Source organism: Pseudomonas sp. AM8 (genome assembly GCF_036346475.1).
In the GTDB taxonomy this organism is placed as follows: domain Bacteria; phylum Pseudomonadota; class Gammaproteobacteria; order Pseudomonadales; family Pseudomonadaceae; genus Aquipseudomonas; species Aquipseudomonas marginalis.
The window spans coordinates 270,357-287,659 of record NZ_JAOTNX010000008.1; the positions used below are offsets into that span (position 1 = coordinate 270,357).

The 17,303-nt window shown below is 62.3% G+C and carries 20 protein-coding genes; 5 read left to right on the forward strand and 15 right to left on the reverse strand.

What is annotated here, in order from left to right:
• Nucleotides 1–8: 8 nt before the first annotated feature.
• The gene (locus V3W40_RS20310) at nucleotides 9–833 is read left to right on the forward strand and encodes an ion transporter (protein WP_065924473.1); all 825 of its coding nucleotides are present in this window, start codon (nucleotides 9–11) and stop codon (nucleotides 831–833) included.
• Between the two features lie 96 nt (nucleotides 834–929).
• Nucleotides 930–1,934: a sulfate ABC transporter substrate-binding protein gene (locus tag V3W40_RS20315; protein WP_065947265.1), complete on the forward strand. Its 1,005-nt coding sequence runs from the start codon at nucleotides 930–932 to the stop codon at nucleotides 1,932–1,934.
• 55 nt (nucleotides 1,935–1,989) lie between these two features.
• On the opposite strand, the gene V3W40_RS20320 is transcribed toward V3W40_RS20315, so the two are convergent.
• A complete protein-coding gene (locus tag V3W40_RS20320; protein WP_065924471.1) occupies nucleotides 1,990–2,604 on the reverse strand; it encodes a DUF5666 domain-containing protein in 615 nt (204 codons plus the stop codon).
• A gap of 141 nt (nucleotides 2,605–2,745) precedes the next feature.
• Between V3W40_RS20320 and V3W40_RS20325 the strand changes: the two genes are divergently transcribed.
• Nucleotides 2,746–3,942: an MFS transporter gene (locus V3W40_RS20325; RefSeq protein WP_330215553.1), complete on the forward strand. Its 1,197-nt coding sequence runs from the start codon at nucleotides 2,746–2,748 to the stop codon at nucleotides 3,940–3,942.
• On the opposite strand, the gene V3W40_RS20330 is transcribed toward V3W40_RS20325, so the two are convergent.
• The 14 genes from V3W40_RS20330 to ccmA all read right to left on the reverse strand — a co-directional run bounded on the left by V3W40_RS20330 (nucleotide 3,939) and on the right by ccmA (nucleotide 15,178).
• Nucleotides 3,939–4,343, reverse strand: a complete 405-nt coding sequence (locus V3W40_RS20330) for a type II toxin-antitoxin system HicB family antitoxin (RefSeq protein ID WP_065924469.1) — start codon at nucleotides 4,341–4,343, stop codon at nucleotides 3,939–3,941. The genes V3W40_RS20325 and V3W40_RS20330 overlap by 4 nt on opposite strands.
• Before the next feature lie 11 nt (nucleotides 4,344–4,354).
• Nucleotides 4,355–4,543 (reverse strand): type II toxin-antitoxin system HicA family toxin, encoded by a 189-nt coding sequence (locus tag V3W40_RS20335; RefSeq protein WP_065947262.1) that lies wholly within the window; start codon nucleotides 4,541–4,543, stop codon nucleotides 4,355–4,357.
• A gap of 242 nt (nucleotides 4,544–4,785) precedes the next feature.
• A complete protein-coding gene (locus V3W40_RS20340) occupies nucleotides 4,786–6,282 on the reverse strand; it encodes a M10 family metallopeptidase C-terminal domain-containing protein (RefSeq protein ID WP_137212959.1) in 1,497 nt (498 codons plus the stop codon).
• Nucleotides 6,283–6,646: 364 nt separating this feature from the next.
• On the reverse strand, nucleotides 6,647–7,219 hold the full coding sequence (gene phnN, locus V3W40_RS20345; RefSeq protein WP_065924466.1) for a phosphonate metabolism protein/1,5-bisphosphokinase (PRPP-forming) PhnN: 573 nt from the start codon (nucleotides 7,217–7,219) through the stop codon (nucleotides 6,647–6,649).
• Between the two features lie 601 nt (nucleotides 7,220–7,820).
• Complete coding sequence (locus V3W40_RS20355; protein ID WP_027607031.1) at nucleotides 7,821–8,216, reverse strand: hypothetical protein; 396 nt, start codon at nucleotides 8,214–8,216, stop codon at nucleotides 7,821–7,823.
• 16 nt (nucleotides 8,217–8,232) lie between these two features.
• Nucleotides 8,233–9,423 carry a c-type cytochrome biogenesis protein CcmI gene (gene ccmI, locus V3W40_RS20360; RefSeq protein WP_330215554.1) on the reverse strand — a complete coding sequence of 397 codons (1,191 nt, stop codon included), beginning with the start codon at nucleotides 9,421–9,423 and terminating at the stop codon, nucleotides 8,233–8,235.
• On the reverse strand, nucleotides 9,416–9,889 hold the full coding sequence (locus V3W40_RS20365; RefSeq protein ID WP_065924463.1) for a cytochrome c-type biogenesis protein: 474 nt from the start codon (nucleotides 9,887–9,889) through the stop codon (nucleotides 9,416–9,418). The genes ccmI and V3W40_RS20365 overlap by 8 nt, the downstream gene beginning before the upstream one ends.
• Nucleotides 9,886–10,422: a DsbE family thiol:disulfide interchange protein gene (locus V3W40_RS20370; RefSeq protein ID WP_010211784.1), complete on the reverse strand. Its 537-nt coding sequence runs from the start codon at nucleotides 10,420–10,422 to the stop codon at nucleotides 9,886–9,888. Before V3W40_RS20370 ends, V3W40_RS20365 begins: the two co-directional genes overlap by 4 nt.
• Nucleotides 10,419–12,407 (reverse strand): heme lyase CcmF/NrfE family subunit, encoded by a 1,989-nt coding sequence (locus tag V3W40_RS20375; protein ID WP_074844683.1) that lies wholly within the window; start codon nucleotides 12,405–12,407, stop codon nucleotides 10,419–10,421. The genes V3W40_RS20370 and V3W40_RS20375 overlap by 4 nt, the downstream gene beginning before the upstream one ends.
• A 3-nt stretch (nucleotides 12,408–12,410) precedes the next feature.
• Nucleotides 12,411–12,866, reverse strand: a complete 456-nt coding sequence (ccmE, locus tag V3W40_RS20380; RefSeq protein WP_027607026.1) for a cytochrome c maturation protein CcmE — start codon at nucleotides 12,864–12,866, stop codon at nucleotides 12,411–12,413.
• On the reverse strand, nucleotides 12,863–13,039 hold the full coding sequence (ccmD, locus tag V3W40_RS20385; RefSeq protein WP_065924460.1) for a heme exporter protein CcmD: 177 nt from the start codon (nucleotides 13,037–13,039) through the stop codon (nucleotides 12,863–12,865). Before ccmD ends, ccmE begins: the two co-directional genes overlap by 4 nt.
• On the reverse strand, nucleotides 13,036–13,791 hold the full coding sequence (locus V3W40_RS20390; protein WP_065924459.1) for a heme ABC transporter permease: 756 nt from the start codon (nucleotides 13,789–13,791) through the stop codon (nucleotides 13,036–13,038). Before V3W40_RS20390 ends, ccmD begins: the two co-directional genes overlap by 4 nt.
• Nucleotides 13,792–13,877: 86 nt before the next feature.
• On the reverse strand, nucleotides 13,878–14,546 hold the full coding sequence (ccmB, locus tag V3W40_RS20395) for a heme exporter protein CcmB (protein ID WP_065924458.1): 669 nt from the start codon (nucleotides 14,544–14,546) through the stop codon (nucleotides 13,878–13,880).
• Complete coding sequence (gene ccmA / locus V3W40_RS20400) at nucleotides 14,543–15,178, reverse strand: cytochrome c biogenesis heme-transporting ATPase CcmA (protein ID WP_065947258.1); 636 nt, start codon at nucleotides 15,176–15,178, stop codon at nucleotides 14,543–14,545. The genes ccmB and ccmA overlap by 4 nt, the downstream gene beginning before the upstream one ends.
• Nucleotides 15,179–15,378: 200 nt before the next feature.
• Between ccmA and fliK the strand changes: the two genes are divergently transcribed.
• Nucleotides 15,379–16,956, forward strand: a complete 1,578-nt coding sequence (gene fliK / locus V3W40_RS20405) for a flagellar hook-length control protein FliK (protein ID WP_330215555.1) — start codon at nucleotides 15,379–15,381, stop codon at nucleotides 16,954–16,956.
• Nucleotides 16,953–17,282, forward strand: coding sequence for an EscU/YscU/HrcU family type III secretion system export apparatus switch protein (locus tag V3W40_RS20410; RefSeq protein WP_027607021.1), 330 nt, complete (start codon nucleotides 16,953–16,955; stop codon nucleotides 17,280–17,282). Before fliK ends, V3W40_RS20410 begins: the two co-directional genes overlap by 4 nt.
• Nucleotides 17,283–17,303: the final 21 nt, after the last annotated feature.

A 17,303-nucleotide genomic window follows, 5' to 3' on the forward strand; every position in this document is an offset into this window, starting at 1 on the left:
CGGGCTTTATGGACAGCAACAACGACTGGCGTCAGCGGCTCTACGTCATGGTTTTTCAAAGCGACACCGTCGCCGGGCGGCGCTTTGACGGCATCCTGCTGTTGATCATCCTCGCCAGCCTGGTGATCGTGATGCTCGACAGCATCGACCAGGTCCACCAGAACTACGCCGATGTGCTGGCCTACATTGAATGGGGCTTCACCCTGATCTTCCTGATCGAGTACGGTTTGCGCCTGTACTGCTCGCCCAAGCCGTTGCGCTACGCCTTCAGCTTTTACGGGCTGGTGGATCTGCTCGCCATCGTGCCCGGCATCCTTGCGCTGTACTACAGCGACGCGCAGTACCTGCTGATCATCCGCATCATCCGGATGCTGCGGATTTTTCGCGTGCTCAAGCTCAGCCCGTACCTCAAGCAGGCCAACTACCTGATGGCGGCGCTGCGCGGCAGCAAGCAGAAGATCGTGGTGTTCCTGGTGAGCGTGTGCACCCTGGTCACGGTGTTCGGTACCTTGATGTATGTGATCGAAGGCCCGGAGCACGGCTTCACCAGTATCCCCAAGGGCATCTATTGGGCGATCGTGACGCTGACCACCGTGGGCTTTGGCGATATCGTGCCCAAGACGCCGTTGGGCCAGGTGATTTCGTCGCTGGTGATGATCACCGGTTACTCGATCATCGCCGTGCCCACGGGGATTTTTACTGCCGAGCTGGCCAGTGCCATGCGCGGTGAGCAACTGCAACACGACTGCCCGGTGTGCAGGAAAAACAGCCACGAGCCCAACGCGGCGTTCTGTTCGCGCTGCGGCAGCAATCTTTTTAAGAAAGTGGAATAAGCAAAGTTCTTTTTAATCTTTAAGCGACTAAGTGCCCCCGGCTATAGTCGCTGGCAATGTGCCTCCCCTCTTCTCCCGAACAACAAGGAATGAGCAGTGAAAAAACTCGTAAGCGCCTCTCTCCTGGCCGCCGGCCTTGCCCTGGCGGGCGCCGTCCAGGCCGCCCCGGTCACTCTGCTCAACGTCTCCTACGACGTGATGCGCGACTTCTACAAGGACTACAACGCCGCCTTCCAGAAGCACTGGGAGGCCGAGCACCCGAACGACAAGCTGACCCTGCAGATGTCCTTCGGCGGTTCCAGCAAACAAGCGCGCTCGGTGATCGACGGCCTGCCGGCTGACGTGATTACCATGAACATGGCCACCGACATCAACGCTCTGGTCGACAACGGCAAACTGGTGCCGGACGACTGGGTCACCCGCCTGCCGAACAACAGCGCGCCGTTTACCTCGGCCACCGTGTTCATCGTGCGCAAGGGCAACCCGAAAGCCCTGAAAGACTGGCCTGACCTGTTGAAAGATGGCGTGCAGGTGATCGTGCCCAACCCGAAAACCTCGGGTAACGGCCGCTACACCTACCTGTCGGCCTGGGGTTATGTGCTCAAGAACGGCGGCGATGAAGACAAGGCCAAGGCCTTTGTCGGCAAGCTGTTCAAACAGGCGCCCGTGCTGGACACCGGTGGCCGCGCCGCCACCACCACGTTCATGACCAACCAGATCGGCGACGTGCTGGTGACCTTCGAGAACGAAGCGGAAATGATCGCGCGTGAATTCGGCCGTGACCAGTTCGAAGTGATCTACCCAAGCGTCTCCGCCGAAGCCGAGCCGCCGGTGTCGGTGGTGGATAAAGTGGTCGAGAAGAAAGGCACCCGCGTGGCGGCTGAAGACTACCTGAAGTACCTGTGGTCGCCGCAAGGCCAGGAAATCGCCGCCAACAACTACCTGCGCCCGCGTGACCCGAAGGTGCTGGCCAAGTACACCGACCGCTTCCCGAAAGTCGACTTCCTGTCGGTGGAGAAGACCTTTGGTGACTGGCGCACCGTGCAGAAAACCCACTTCAATGATGGTGGGGTTTTCGACCAGATCTACTCCGGTCAGTAACTGACAAATGTGGGAGGAGGCTCGCCCCTCCCACATTTAGATCTGGGTTTTGCAGCTACATCGGCGGTGTCACGCCATCCTTGCCGGCTGAGATGGCTTGGGCCGTGATTTTCCCATCCGCCCCCTGCGCGGCAAACAACACCACCTTCACCCCCGGCTTGAGCAAGCTGCGGTCCCCCGGTTCCAGGTTGACGATCGGCACATCCTCCGGCACCACGATCTTCTGTTCGCCGCCTTTGTATTTCACGGTCAACGTCCGCCCTTTGCTGACCACCAGGTCGCCGACGGTGCCGTTGGTCATGCTGCTGCCTTCCTTCAGGTCAAACGCCCGATGCCCGTCCCCCGTGCCAGCCATGGCTGGCGGGAACACATGCACTTCCAGCGCCGTGAGAGTACCGTCGGCGTTGGGCATGGCGGCCGAGCCGATGTAGCTGCCGGGTTTTATTTCGTCGATCCTGGCCAGGGTAACGGCGCGCACCTGGGTATCCTTGGTCAGGTGCACGGTGACGTCTTCACCGCTGTTGACCTTGACCTGCATCGCATCCCCGTCCATCGCGGTGATTGCCCCGCGTACGCCTACGCGCGGGGCATCGGCGGCATTGGCCAGGCCCAGGGCCATTGCAGCAGCGAGGCTTGAAGCCAGGAGTATCTTGTTGAACGTGATTTTCATGGCGCTGGATTTCCTGTTTCAGCAGTTGTTTCTGAATGTATCATCACCCGGCATAAGTGATATCACCACAAACGGCCTACTCGCCGTTGAGCCTTGTCTTTACTCTCGCTCGCCATCTACCTTCGCTTTTATGAGAACACCATGAATGCTACCCCACACGCTACGAGCACCATGACCCGCGCAATGGTGATGCTGTTTGCGTTTTGCTGCGGCGCCATCGTCGCCAACATCTACTACGCCCAGCCGATCATCGAACTGATCGCCCCCGACATCGGCCTCACCCCCGCGATGGCCAGCCTGATTGTGTCCCTGACGCAGATCGGCTATGCCCTCGGCCTGTTTTTCCTGGTCCCCCTGGGCGACCTGCTGGAAAACCGCAAGCTGATGATCATTACGACCGTGGTGGCGATTGCCAGCCTGTTGGGCGCGGCCTTTACCGAACAACCGAACCTGTTCCTGCTGGTGTCGTTGCTGATCGGCTTCAGTTCGGTGTCGGTACAGATCCTGATCCCCCTGGCCGCACACCTGGCGCCTGCCGAGTCTCGGGGCCGGGTGGTCGGCAGCATCATGGGTGGCCTGCTGCTGGGCATCCTGCTGGCGCGGCCAGTGTCCAGCGTCGTGGCTGACCATTTTGGCTGGCGCGCGATGTTCATGGCCGCTGCCGCGTTAATGGCGTTTATCAGCGTGGTGCTGATGCTGACCATCCCCAAGCGCCAGCCGGACCACAGCGCCAGCTATGGCCAATTGCTGCGCTCCCTGGGCACCCTGTTGCGAGAACAACCGCTGCTGCGCCAACGTGCGTTTTACCAAGGCTGCATGTTCGCCACGTTCAGCCTGTTCTGGACCGCCGCCCCGCTGGAGCTGGTGCGCAACCACGGCCTGAGCCAGACCCAGATCGCGCTCTTCGCCCTGGTCGGTGCCATCGGCGCCATTGCCGCCCCCATCGCCGGGCGCCTGGCCGATGCCGGCCACACCCACCGCGCGTCGCTGCTGGCCATGGTCTTTGCGGTGTTGAGCTTCCTGCCGGCCTTCGTGCACCCGCTGTACAGCGTCATCGGCCTGGCGGTGACCGGCGTGGTCCTGGACTTCTGCGTGCAGATGAACATGGTCCTCGGCCAACGCGCCATCTACGCCCTCGACGCCAACAGCCGCAGCCGCTTGAACGCGCTGTACATGACCAGCATCTTCATCGGCGGTGCCTTCGGCTCGGCGATTGCCAGCAGCGTGTACGAACACGGCGGCTGGCTGGGTGTGATGCTGGTGGGCAGCGCGTTCCCGCTGGTGGCGTTGTTGCGGTTCCTCAGTGCGTCGCGGCAAACGGCTGTCGCCACCGCCTAGGAACGCACCAACTTCTCCAAAGCCGCATCCGCCAGAAATGACGAGCGGCTTTTGACCTTGTGCTCGCGCACATACCGGTCGATTCGCTGGATGACATAGCCGGGCAAGGTCACATTGACCTTCTCGGTCTTGCCCAGATAGGGCGAGATGTCCAGTTCCAGCATGCCCCAGCCCATCCCGGCGTAATCTTCGTGGGTGTGATGATCGGCCACCGACGTTGGCATCGGAATCACCCCGCCCTCTGCGGCGATCTCCTGCAGCAGGATGTGCGCGACTTCTACCGCGGCGTTGTAGGCCTCTTCGAAACTGTCCCCGGCGGTGACTGCGCCTGGAATATCGGGGATCTGGATTCCGGTGGCGGTGAAGTCATCGCCCCATTCGATACAGATTGGGTATTGCATGAATGCTCTCCTTAAAACTGAAACAGCCCGGCACGTTTCCTGATACTTCTGATGGTGCCCAGCGGCAGATCCTTCTTCGGATGCGGCACCGGGATCGTGTACGGGTTATAGCGGTGGGTAAAAATATGATGACTGCCCGTGACCCGATCCAGCACCCAACCCGCCTCTTGCAGCTCCTTGATCAATAGCCTGCTTTGCACACCAGCCTCCTTGGCTCGGCCTAAATAAAAGTAACCCTAGAGTTATCTTTACTCAAGCACAAAATAGGTCAGGCTGACTGATGGTTGTTTTGCGCGATGTTGAAAACCGCCAACCGAGTGACATGCCATGGGCATTCCCCACAGGCTTGTCTGTGCGTTGCAAGGGCCAAGGCGCTGGCGTTTGCCGACCATGGCAGGCGCTGATCAAGGCTTGAGCCTGTCAGCGCCTCGTCATGGCAGTGTTATCTGCGGGCATCCGACGGCTGGACGATGTTTTGTATCCACTGCAACAAGGCTGAGAACGCCTTGATCATTACCTCGCGTAACGCTGCAAGCGGGTCCGTGCTGCTATCCGGCGGGGGCGCCGGCGGCGGCGCAGGGGCCGGTGTGGGGACAACCTTCGGTGCGGGTTTAACCTCCGGCTTTTGCCCCTGCCACTGCACATCGCCGGGTTTGATCTGGCCAATGCTCTTGACCACCAGGTCGGCGCTGCCGCTCCCCTTCAGATCTATCTCCAGGCTTGAACGCCCGGTGGCCGCGTCGTGCCTGAGCAATGCCTCGCCGGCGCGACCAGAGAATCGATCAGTGAACGTCAGGGCACCGACGCGCGCCTCTTTCAATGCACCCGAGACGTCAATCTTGTCCGTCCCGCTGGTAAAGTCCTCGATCAGGTCAGGCTGCTGCGGTGTGGAGTCGCTGGCCTTGTCGTAGTCAAAAATATCCGCCCCGCCGCCGCCCCGCAGCCTGTCTGCACCCAAGCCGCCCTTGAGCCGATTGTCCGCCTCATTCCCCGTCAAGACATCACGTCCGGCCCCACCGATGGCGTTTTCAACCACGCAGCCCTTGGCGATGGAAACATTGCCCTTCAAGCCGCCCACATCGGAAAACGACTCGGCGTTCAAATTGATGTTCTGGTTCTGGGAAAACCCGGAACAATCCAGGGTGTCGTTACCGCCCCCATCCCATATGCAAAAGATAGCTTTATCCCTGGCACTGGTGAGGGTCATGGCGTCGCGGCCGGTATTGGAATTGAAACCGTAGGTGGTGTCGGTGTTGCGGGTTTTGTGATTGGCCCCATAGAGCCGCTGAACGGCTGCGATGTCATCCATCATCGGGGCAGAGGGATTCGAATACCGAAAATCATGGCCGGCCTGGTTCGTCTCCGACCAGTAGCTCATCACACTGCGTGCCTTTGTATCGCCGGCATACCTGGCACCATTGTTGTAATCAGCACCGCCGCCATTGTAGTCACCCGGATGCTGCAGGCCGATGGCGTGGCCGATTTCATGCACGGTAGTGACTGAAAAGTGACTGCCCTGCGCCGGCGAACTACTTTCTCGCAGTGTGCCGACCGTGGCCGTGGTGGTGGTAATGCCGCGGGAGGGTGAGCTGGCGACGCCACGGTCACCGCGCGGATTGTTTTTGATGTGGACCGTGCCGTCGGCGCCGGCTGCCCGTTCCTTGAAACTGATGTTGGCCACGTCCTCCCAATATTGCACCGCCTGGCGCACTCGGCGTTGCTGCGCGACGCTGAACGTCGGGTCTACCGTATAGGAGAGGTCGATCCGCTTGTCGCCATTACGGTCGTGGAAATGCAGATTATTGCGGGTGATGTACTTTCCGGCCTGTTCCGTCGTGAAGGTTGGTTTGCGACCGGCGCCCACACCATAGGGGCCAGGATCGGAAGGCGGCAGGTTTTCAAGTGAGAAGTTGAGCCGAGAACGTTCAGAGCAAATCATGGGCAGTGCGCTCCCTATAGTAAGTTAATGAGTCGAGTCAATCAGAATCGACGCAATAAACTCCCATGCAGAAAACGCTCAGGACAGCGCTGATTTAGTTCGTACTGAAACACACTAAGGCGGCGCAACATGCGCTAAGACAGGCACTAAACCACTTGCAATTTAAACAACTGAACACACACTTTCGCGCAAAAAAACTTATTGGATTTTCAGGAAAAAAACATAATCCTACAAAACCGTGCTGATTTGACTACACCAAATCCGGCCTCACCCAGATACATGCACTTAAGGTTTTCCGCCGAATTCGCTGCATGTCAGGATCTCGCCGCTTGACATGCCCCGCACGTCACCGGTGCAGGCAGGGTCAGGCCCATACGCAATGCCCCTGGTTCAGGCAACACAGCAGGCGCTCGACCGTGTGTTCCAGTGGCCCGGAGTTATCCAGCACAAACAACCCCGAGCCATTGCCGGCGATCAGTTCGGCGGTGAACCGTGCATTGCGCGCCAGACGCTCCTCGATATCCGCCTGGGCCTCACGCCCCCGCGCCACCAGGCGCTGGCGCAATACGGCTTGATCCACCGCCAGCAACAGCACCCACACATCCGGGTAGCGCTCACGGGTCTGCGCCAGGTGCGCGCGAGAACCATTGACCAGCACGTCCTCCCCCGCTGCCAGCCATTCGTCGATGACCTTGGGGATGCCGTAGGACAACCCGTTGGCGTGCCAGCTGAGGGCAAACGCACCCTCGGCCTGCATCACGGCGAATTGCTCCGGGCTGACGCCCTGGGCCGCCTCGCCCACCGCTTCCGCCGAGCGCGTGATCACGCGGCGCACAATCCGGCAACCGCGCTCGGCCAACCGCGGGCGTGCAGCCTCCAGCAGGCTGTCCTTGCCCGAACCCGATGGCCCGATGAGATAGATCAACCTGCCCGCCATCAAAACATCCTCTTCGCTTGTTGCCAGATTGGTTGCACCACGGGTAGCCCTGCGCGACTCCTGGCTTGGACCTGGTCGGCGCGCAGGCCAATGGCGATTTTCCCCGCACTGGAAAGTATATCCAGCAATCCCTCGGCAGCGACCACGTTACTGAAGTGCGCGCCGCCTCAATATTTGCTGGGCGTAGTGCTTGCTCAACCCTGATGGGTTGGTGAGTTTTTTGAAAGTCGCCTGTGGCGGTGATTCAGTCCGTTTCAAAGGGCGAGACAGCCGGAAGTATCTTCAATTCAAAATCTTCCAGAGCCAACATCGCCCCATTTGAAGATGATTCAAGCCGCAAGCAGGTGCTAGCGGTGGTACGGATGGTTGAGATTGCGCAGTTGTTAGGGGGTGCGGCACTGGAGCGGGAGTGTACTGTGGCTTGATGGCCGAGGAGATCTCCTGTGGGAGGGGGCTTGCTCCCGATAGCGGGAGGTCAGTCAGGCATTAATCAACTTAAAGACCGCTATCGGGGGCAAGCCCCCCTCCTACATTTGCCCTCCAGTGTCTGGAAGAATGGGTTTCACAGGCATGAAGAAGGCGACTCGAAGATCGCCTTTTGTCATTGCGCGTACTGCTTGCTCAATCCCGGCGGCACGCCTTGCACGTCGGTGTCTTCCCATGGGCCGTTGGGGCTGATGGAGCGGCTCCAGCCGTTGCTCCAGCGGTAGTAGGTGCGCTGGCGGTAGAAGGTGTCGGGCTGGTCGTCCAGCACGTACACCTGCATCTTGCCGTCCCAGTGGCTGGCGGCGCCCGGTGGTGGGGCGAAGGTGGGCGATTTGGTCGGCAGTGGCTTCGGCGGCGGGGTCACCGGGCCCGAGGGCTTGGTGCTCGGCTGGGTCGAAGGGCCTGACGGCGGGATGGTCGGGCCGGTCGGCGCGGGAGGTGGGCGGTGGACCGCACAGGCGCTCAGGCCCACTACCAGGCTGAGCAGGGTGATGCGTGCAAATGCGGTCATGGGCGTTTCCTCGAAATTACTTGTCCGGACTGTCGATGGTCAGCTGCTGCAGCGCAGTGGTACTGCTGGCCAGGGGTTGGCTGCGGCCGATCCACTCGCCGGTGGTCGGTTGACCGGACCGGGATATGCGCGCAACCAGTTGGACTTCAGGGAAGTTGGACAGTTTCAACTGCGGCATCATCGCGTCGGCATCGCCGAGGTCGACGGTGACGGGCAACTCGGCAACGGTGACGCGCTTGGCCGCCAAGGGTGCCGGCGGGCCGCTGACGGCGCGGGCGAAGATAAATACGCTGTCGGTAGGCAGGGATTTGGCCTTCACATCCGCGGACAAATCCACACGCACTTTAAGAACCGCTCCAGGCGCCGGGGCGACGGTGCCGCCGCTCTCTTTCAACTTCTCGGCTGCGCGGTCGATGCCACCTTGCAACGCGACACGGGAACTGTCTTGCGGCGGCAACTGGGCCAGCAGACGCTTCCAGTAGTCGATTGCCTCTTGATAACGCTGGCCTTCGAACGCGGCGATACCGAGCAGGCCGAGGCTGGTGACTTCCTTCGGGTCAAGCTTCAAGGCTTCGTCGGTCAGCGCCTGGACCTTGGGCGACCACTGTTTGTTGTCGGCAAAGTACTGCGCCTGGGCCCACTGGCCGAGCAGTTCCGGCTGGCGCCCGGCCAGCGCCACGGTACGCTCGAAGACCTTGGCGGCATCGGCGGAACGATCCTGGGCCATATAGGCGCGACCGAGGAAGTACAGGCCTTCCGCCGAGTCCGGTTGGGCGGCGGCGGCGCGTTCCAGGCGCTGGGTCATGTCTTCCATGGACACCGGCGGTTGGGAAAACTCGCGGGTAAGTTCAACCTTGTCGCTGGCACCGAAATGCATATACAGGCCAAGGCCGAGCACCGGCACAAGGATGGCGGCGAGCAACGGCAGCGGCTTGCCCAGGCGCGATTCGCGGGGCTTTTCCACGCCTTCGGTGTCGGCCAGCAGCTCGCGGGCGGCTTCGGCGCGGCCGCTGTCGAGCTGCGCGGCGTCGAGCACACCTTCGTCCTGCTGCACTTGCAGCTCGGCCACACGTTCTTGGTAAAGCGCCACGTTCAGCGCGGTGCGATCCTCTTCACGCTGGGCGCGGCGGCCACGCAACACAGGGATCAACAGGAAACTCAGGGCAATCAGAAGCAGCAAGCCGGCTGCGAGCCAGAAATCAATCATCAGTCTTGGTGTCCAGCAATTGGTCGAGGCGTTTACGCTCTTCGGGGGATAGCGCGTCGGAACCATCGGTAGGCGCGGCGCGGCGACGGCGGACGATCACGGCCATCACCACCACGCCGGCCAGCAGCAGCCCGGCGGGGCCGAACCAGAGCAACGCGGTCTTGCCGGTGAGGGCCGGTTTGTAGCGCACGAAATCACCGTAGCGGTCGACCATGAAGTCGATGATCTGCTGGTTGTCCTTGCCCTCCCCCAGCATGCGGAAGATTTCCTTGCGCAGGTCGGCGGCGATGGGCGCGTTGGAGTCGGCGATGTCCTGGTTCTGGCACTTGGGGCAGCGCAGCTCCTTGGTCAGTTCGCGGAAACGCTCGCGGTCACTGTCCTTGGCGAATTCGTAAGTGTCGATGGCAGCGTGGGCCACCCCGGCCAAGCCCAGCGCCAGCACGGCAGCGGCTAACAGGCGCTTCATGGCTTGGCCTCGTCGACCAGCGCCTGATACTTGGCGGCCAGTTGCTCGCGCCACACCACTTCGTCGATCACGCCGACGTATTTGTCGCGGATCACACCCTTGGCATCGATGAAGAAGGTTTCCGGGGCGCCATACACGCCGAGGTTCAAACCGAGGTTGCCGTCCTCATCACGGATATCCAGCTGGTAGGGATTGTGGAATTCCGCCAGCCACTTCAAGGCCGCCGCGTTGTCGTCCTTGTAGTTGATGCCGTAGATCACCACGCCCTTCTCGGCCAGCTTGTTCAGCACCGGGTGCTCGACGCGGCAGGAGATGCACCAGGTGCCCCACACGTTGACCAGCGCCGGTTTGCCGAGCAGGTCGGCCTGGGTCAGGGTCTTGTCACCCTGCACGGTCGGCAGGCTGAACGCGGGGAACGGCTTGCCGATCATCGCCGAGGGCAGCTCGGCCGGGTCCAGGTACAAGCCGCGATACAGGAATACCGCCACTACCAGAAACAGGGCCAGCGGCACGACCATCAACCAACGCTTCATACCGCCGCTCCTTGCAGGCCCAGCGCTTCACGCACCCGGCTCTTGACCTTGACCCGATACCGGCGATCCAGCGCCGCGAGCAAACCACCAAAGCCGGTGAGCAAGCCGCCGAACCAGATCCAGCGCACGAACGGTTTCACATGCACGCGCACGGCCCAGGCGCCCTCGCCCAAGGGTTCACCCAGGGCCACGTAGAGGTCACGGGTGAAACCGGCGTCGATACCGGCTTCGGTCATCATCGAACTCTGCACGGTGTACAGGCGTTTTTCCGGGTGCAGCACGGCGATCTCTTTACCGTTACGCACTACGCGCACGGTGCCTTTGTCTGACGTGAAGTTCGGCCCTTCGAAGTGCTTGGCGCCTTCGAAGATGAACTGGTAACCGGCCAGGTCCATGGACTCGCCCGGCGCCAGGCGCAGGTCGCGCTCGGCGCTGTTCTGGCTGGAGAGCACCACGCCGAGGGCGCACACGGCGATGCCGATGTGGGCGATCTGCATGCCCCAGTAGCTGCGGGTGAGGGTCGGCAGGCCTTTGACCAGGCCTTTGTGGCGGGTCTTGTCGACGATGTCACGCACACCGGCCAGCAGTACCCAGGCGGCGAGCAGGAAGGTGGCGAGCACCGCCCAGTTGAAGTCGCCATAGGCGATACCGGCGACCACGGCCAGGGCCACGCTGCCGAGCAGCACCGGCATCAACATGCCGGCCAGCCATTTGACCGGGGTGTCCTTCCAGCGCACCAGCACACCGACCGCCATCACCCCCATCAACAGGCCCATCAACGGAATAAACAACGCGTTGAAGTACGGCGGGCCGACGGACAGCTTGGCGCCGCTCAGGGCATCCAGCACCAAGGGGTACAAGGTGCCGAGCAGGATCATCGACGCGGCCACCACCAGCACCAGGTTATTGCCCAGCAGCAGGGTTTCCCGCGACCACAGGTTGAAGCCGACCTGGCTCTTGACCACCGGTGCGCGCAGGGCGAACAGGGTGAGGGAGCCGCCGACCACAAACAGCAGGAAGATCAGGATGAACACACCGCGCTCCGGGTCGGAGGCAAACGCATGCACCGAGGTCAACACGCCCGAACGCACGAGGAAGGTGCCGAGCAGGCTGAGGGAAAATGCCGCGATGGCCAGCAACACGGTCCAGCTCTTGAACACGCCGCGTTTTTCGGTGACGGCCAACGAGTGAATCAGTGCAGTGCCGACCAGCCATGGCATGAAGGACGCGTTTTCCACCGGGTCCCAGAACCACCAGCCGCCCCAGCCGAGTTCGTAGTAGGCCCACCACGAACCAAGGGTGATGCCGATGCCGAGGAACGCCCAGGCGACGATGGTCCACGGCCGCGACCAGCGCGCCCAGGCCGCATCAAGGCGCCCGCCGAGCAAGGCGGCGATGGCGAAGGCAAAGGCCACGGAGAAACCCACGTAGCCCATGTAGAGCATCGGCGGGTGCACGATCAGGCCGATGTCCTGCAGCAGCGGGTTGAGGTCGTGACCGTCCGCCGGGATCTGCGGCAGGATGCGGGTAAACGGGTTGGAGGTCATGATCAGGAACAGCAGGAAGCCGATGCTGATCATGCCCATCACCGCCAGCACCCGTGCGAGCATGACTTGCGGCAACTGGCGCGAGAACACCGACACCGCGAAGGTCCAGCCGCCGAGGATCAACGCCCACAGCAGCAGCGAGCCTTCGTGGGCGCCCCACACCGCGCTGAACTTGTAGTACCAGGGCAAGGCGCTGTTGGAGTTATTCGCTACATAGGCGACGGAAAAGTCGTCGGTCATAAAGGCGTAGGTCAGGCAGCCGAACGCGAACACCAGGAACGCACACTGGCCCCAGGCCGCCGGCTGCGCCAGGCTCATCCACAGGCGGTCACCGCGCCAGGCACCGAGCAACGGCACCACCGCCTGGACGATGGCAAAGCACAGGGCGAGGATCATCGCCAACTGGCCCAGTTCCGGAATAAACAATGCAGACGTCATCACTTAGCCCTCCTTGGCGGGGGTGGGTGCGGACTGGCCGCTGTCTTTCAAGGCCTTGGTGACTTCCGGCGGCATGTATTTCTCATCGTGCTTGGCCAGCACTTCATCGGCCACCACCACGCCGTCGGCGTTGAGCTTGCCCAGGGCGACGATGCCCTGGCCTTCGCGGAACAGGTCCGGGAGGATGCCGCGGTAGGTGATGGTCACGGCCTTGTTGAAATCGGTAACCACGAAGGTCACGTCGAGGGAATCGCCGGAACGCTTCAGCGAGCCCTTCTCCACCATGCCGCCGGCACGGATGCGCGTGTCCAGCGGCGCTTCGCCGTTGGCGATCTGGGTCGGGGTGTAGAACAGGTTGATGTTCTCCCGCAGGGCGCTCATCGCCAGGCCCACGGCAATACTGACGCCGGCCAGGATGGCAAGGATGATCAACAGACGCTTTCTACGCAGCGGATTCACTTTTCGGTCTCCCGGCGCAGACGACGCGCCTCTTGTTGCAGGTAACGCTTGCGGGCCAGGATCGGCGCGACGACGTTGAGGGCCAGCACGGCCAGGCAGATGCCATAGGCCGTCCAGACATACAGGCCGTGGTGGCCCATGGCGAGAAAATCACTGAAAGAAGCAAAACTCATCCGCGCGCTCCCAGGCAGCTTTGCACTTCGGCCTTGACCCAGCTGGCGCGGGCTTCACGCTTGAGCACTTCGAGGCGCATGCGCATCAGCAGCACGGCGCCGAAGAAGCAGTAGAACCCCAGCACCATCAGCAGCAACGGTGCCCACATTTCCACGGGCATTGCCGGTTTTTCGGTGAGGGTGAAGGTGGCGCCCTGGTGCAGGGTGTTCCACCACTCCACCGAGTACTTGATGATCGGGATGTTGATCACGCCGACAATCGCCAGCACCGCGCAGGCCTTGGCGGCGCTGTCACGATTGCTGATCGCGTTGCCCAGGGCAATAAGACCGAAGTACAGGAACAGCAGGATCAGCATCGACGTTAGTCGCGCATCCCACACCCACCACGAGCCCCAGGTGGGTTTGCCCCAGATCGCACCGGTGACCAGCGCCACGGCGGTCATCCACGCCCCGATGGGCGCGGCGCATTGCAGGGCGACGTCCGCGAGTTTCATCTTCCACACCAGGCCGACGACGCCGCACACCGCCAGCATCACGTAGCAGGACTGGGCCAGCATCGCGGCAGGCACGTGGATGTAGATGATGCGAAAGCTGTTGCCTTGCTGGTAGTCCGGCGGTGCAAAGGCCAGGCCCCAGACCAGGCCGATGCCGATCAGCAACACGGCGGCGATGCTGAACCAGGGCAGCAGTCTGCCACTGATGCCGTAGAACCATTTGGGCGAGCCGAGCTTGTGAAACCAGGTCCAGTTCATTGCTGTTTCCATCACGGTTGCTTCTTGTCTTGGCAAGAAGCGTAGGGTCTTTACTGACTATGCGTATACCGCCCAGTCAGACCTCATTATTCACCGACGCTGATCTTCAGGCCGGCGGCTATAGCAAAGGGTGTCAGGGTTACCGCCAGGGCGGTCAGGCTGCCAAGCCACAGGAGGTAACCGGTCGCCGGCATGCCCATGAGCGCGGCTTGCAACGCGCCGCTGCCCAGGATCAGTACCGGGATGTACAAAGGCAGAATCAACAGGGCCAGTAACAGGCCACCCCGTTTCAAGCCGACGGTCAACGCGGCACCCACCGCCCCCAACAGGCTGAGTACCGGGGTGCCGAGCAGCAGGCTCAGCAGCAGGATCGGCAGGCATTCGCCGGGCAATCCGAGCATCATCGCCAGCAGTGGCGAGAGCAAGACTAGCGCCAGGCCGGAAAAAGCCCAGTGTGCCAGTACCTTGGCCAGGACCAGAAGTGGCAGGGGGTGCGACGAAAGGACCCACTGCTCGAGGGAACCGTCTTCGAAATCACTGCGAAACAGCCCGTCCAGCGAGAGCAGGACGGACAAAAGCGCCGCGACCCACACCAGTCCCGGAGACAAGGTTTGCAACAGTTTAGTCTCCGGGCCGACCGCCAACGGGAACAATGCGATCACGATGGCAAAGAACACCAGCGGGTTGGCCAATTCGGCCGGGCGGCGGCACAGCAACCGCGCTTCGCGGGCGACCAACAGGGCAAACACACTCATACCGACCACCGCCCCAGGTCGAGGTCGCGGTAACCGACGGGCATGCGCGCCAGGGTGTGGTGGGTGGTGAGCACCACCTGGCCGCCCTGCTCGCAGTGCTGCGCCAGGTGCTGTTCCAATTGGGTGACGCCTTGTTTGTCGAGGGCGGTGAAGGGTTCGTCGAGAATCCACAGCGGCGGGCCAGGCAGGTACAGGCGCGCCAGGGCCACGCGGCGCTGCTGGCCGGCGGACAGGGTGTGGCAGGGCACGTCTTCGAACCCCTTGAGGCCGACGGCGGCCAGGGCCTGCCAGATGGCGTCGCGGGTCGCGGGATGATGCAGGGCGCTGAGCCAGCTGAGGTTTTCTTCGGCGGTGAGCACGTCCTTGATGCCGGCGGCGTGGCCGATCCAGATCAGGTTGCGTGCCAGTTCGGTGCGTTGTTCGTTGAGCGGCCTGCCGTTCAGTCGGACTTCACCGGCCGTGGGCTGCATCAAGCCGGCCAGCAGGCGCAGCAAACTGGTCTTGCCGCTGCCGTTGGGGCCGCTGATCTGCACCATGTCGCCGCCCGCCACCCGCAGGTCGAGGTGCTCGAACAGCAGGCGCAGGTCGCGTTCACAGGAGAGCGCTACGGCTTCAAGAAGAGGGCTGGTCAAGAGATCGCGGGCCTTTACGGTTCAAGTCGGCGGTGCAGCGGCCGTTATAGAAAGAAGCACAATAACGGCTTTGGCGACCGATTTTAGAGAGCTGGATCAAATAGTTGTGAGGTTTTTACCGCTCTCTTTGCAGACGCGCGGCATTATACATGCGATGCCCTACGCTAAAGAGGGCTATTTCCCCAGAGACGATGCGCACGATGACCGGCGAGATCAACCTTCCTACGCTTCCTCCCACCCCGGCAACCGGGCAAACCCCTGCGCCTGCGCCCGGGGCGCTGCTGAAACTGCTGGAGCCGCAGATCGGGCTGATCGACCCGGGCAAAACCGTGAATGCCGAGGTGCTCGCCCTGAAACAAGGCGGCGAGGCGTTTCAGCTGTTGCTCAAGCTGACCCTTGAAGGCGGCCGCCAGACGCTGGTGCAAGCCAGCAGCCCACAACCCTTGCCGTTGGGCAGCAATGTGGCTGTGAGCCAGACGCCCGCAGGCAACCTGGCCATCAGCCTGCAACAAGCCCTGAGCGCCAACGTTGCCGCCCTCACCCGTATCGATACGGCCAGGATGCCGGAAGGCACCCTGCTGCAGGCCAAGGTGCTGACCACCCAGGCCCTGCCCCAAGGCACCGCGCAGCCGGCGATCTACCGTTCGTTGGTGACCGTACTCAATAGCGCCCTGGCCGGCGCGACCCTGACACTGGAAAGCCCGCAACCGTTGCGCGTGGGCAGCTTGCTCAGCGCCGTGGTGCAGAACGCGCAAACCCTGAATTTTGTGCCGTTGAGCGGGCTCAAGGATCAACTGGCCGTCACCCAGCAATTGTCGACCCAGCAAAGTCGCCAGGGCTCCCTGGATGCGGTGTTCAAGGCGTTGCAAAATCTGCCCCGCGGCGACAGCACCTCCGCCGACCTGCGCGCCGCCGCCGACCGTTTGCTGGCGGCCTTGCCCGACCTGGCACAGGTGAGCAACCCCAAGGTGCTGGCCCAGGTGATCCAGAACAGCGGCGCCTTTCTTGAAGCCAAGTTACTCGCCGGGCAAAACCCGCAGGTGCCACCGCTGGATATGAAGGGCGCGCTGCTGCGCCTGGTCGCCGACCTGCTGCCTGCCTTGCCCGCCAGCACCAACCTGAATGCCATTCTTGCCGCCAACACCCTGGCCCAGGTGCTGCCCAACTTCGTGCGCAGCCCGTTGGGCACCCTCGGCCAGGTCGGCGCGCGGCAAGCACCGGTCAGCTTCCCACTGCCGGAGCGGCTGATGGCAAAACTGGAGGGCGAAGGCGACCTGGAAAACCTGCTGCGCCTGGCCGCCGGGGCCATTTCCCGCTTGCAGAGCCACCAGCTGTCGAGCCTGGAGCAAACCGGCACCACCGCCGATGGCCGCCTGCAAACCACCTGGCAGTTGGAGATCCCCATGCGCACCCTGCAGGACATCGTGCCGTTGCAGGTCAAGTTCCAGCGCGAAGAGCCGGCGCCGGACAAGGACCAGCCCGAACGCAAGGATTCCAAGGAGCCCAAACAGATGCTCTGGCGCGTCGAACTGGCCTTCGACATGGAGCCCCTGGGGCCGTTGCAGGTCCAGGCGCAGCTGACTCAGGGCAAGCTGTCCAGCCAACTGTGGGCAACCCGACCTTTCACTGCCAGCCTGATCGAAAGCCATTTGGGCAGCCTGCGCGAGCGCCTGGTGTCGTCAGGGCTGAATGTCGGCGACCTGGACTGCCACCTCGGCACCCCGCCACGCGGGCCGAAAACCGGACTTGAACAACGCTGGGTGGATGAAACCGCATGAACAACGCCAACCCGCCGCGCCAGGCGATTGCCCTCAAGTACGACGGCCAGCAAGCGCCGACCCTGACCGCCAAGGGCGACGATGCCCTGGCCGAAGCCATCCTCAAGTTGGCACGGGAAAATGAAGTGCCGATCTATGAAAATGCCGAGCTGGTGAAACTGCTGGCACGCATGGAACTGGGCGACAGTATCCCGGAGGAGTTGTACCGCACCATCGCCGAGATCATTGCGTTTGCCTGGACGTTGAAGGGCAAGTTCCCGGTGGGCTATGACCCGGATGCGCGGCCGGTGGAGCGGGATGTCACGGAGCGTGGCGACGATTACTGAATAGCCACCGCCCCTCCCACA

Coding starts and splice junctions, on each gene's coding strand:
- V3W40_RS20310 (WP_065924473.1), top strand. CDS start 9: ATGGACAGCAACAACGACTGGCGTCAGCGGCTCTACGTCATGGTTTTT.
- V3W40_RS20320 (WP_065924471.1), bottom strand. CDS start 2,604: ATGAAAATCACGTTCAACAAGATACTCCTGGCTTCAAGCCTCGCTGCT.
- V3W40_RS20325 (WP_330215553.1), top strand. CDS start 2,746: ATGAATGCTACCCCACACGCTACGAGCACCATGACCCGCGCAATGGTG.
- V3W40_RS20330 (WP_065924469.1), bottom strand. CDS start 4,343: ATGCAATACCCAATCTGTATCGAATGGGGCGATGACTTCACCGCCACC.
- V3W40_RS20340 (WP_137212959.1), bottom strand. CDS start 6,282: ATGATTTGCTCTGAACGTTCTCGGCTCAACTTCTCACTTGAAAACCTG.
- phnN (WP_065924466.1), bottom strand. CDS start 7,219: ATGGCGGGCAGGTTGATCTATCTCATCGGGCCATCGGGTTCGGGCAAG.
- V3W40_RS20355 (WP_027607031.1), bottom strand. CDS start 8,216: ATGACCGCATTTGCACGCATCACCCTGCTCAGCCTGGTAGTGGGCCTG.
- ccmI (WP_330215554.1), bottom strand. CDS start 9,423: ATGATTGATTTCTGGCTCGCAGCCGGCTTGCTGCTTCTGATTGCCCTG.
- V3W40_RS20365 (WP_065924463.1), bottom strand. CDS start 9,889: ATGAAGCGCCTGTTAGCCGCTGCCGTGCTGGCGCTGGGCTTGGCCGGG.
- V3W40_RS20370 (WP_010211784.1), bottom strand. CDS start 10,422: ATGAAGCGTTGGTTGATGGTCGTGCCGCTGGCCCTGTTTCTGGTAGTG.
- V3W40_RS20375 (WP_074844683.1), bottom strand. CDS start 12,407: ATGACGTCTGCATTGTTTATTCCGGAACTGGGCCAGTTGGCGATGATC.
- ccmD (WP_065924460.1), bottom strand. CDS start 13,039: ATGAGTTTTGCTTCTTTCAGTGATTTTCTCGCCATGGGCCACCACGGC.
- V3W40_RS20390 (WP_065924459.1), bottom strand. CDS start 13,791: ATGAACTGGACCTGGTTTCACAAGCTCGGCTCGCCCAAATGGTTCTAC.
- ccmB (WP_065924458.1), bottom strand. CDS start 14,546: ATGAGTGTGTTTGCCCTGTTGGTCGCCCGCGAAGCGCGGTTGCTGTGC.
- fliK (WP_330215555.1), top strand. CDS start 15,379: ATGACCGGCGAGATCAACCTTCCTACGCTTCCTCCCACCCCGGCAACC.
- V3W40_RS20410 (WP_027607021.1), top strand. CDS start 16,953: ATGAACAACGCCAACCCGCCGCGCCAGGCGATTGCCCTCAAGTACGAC.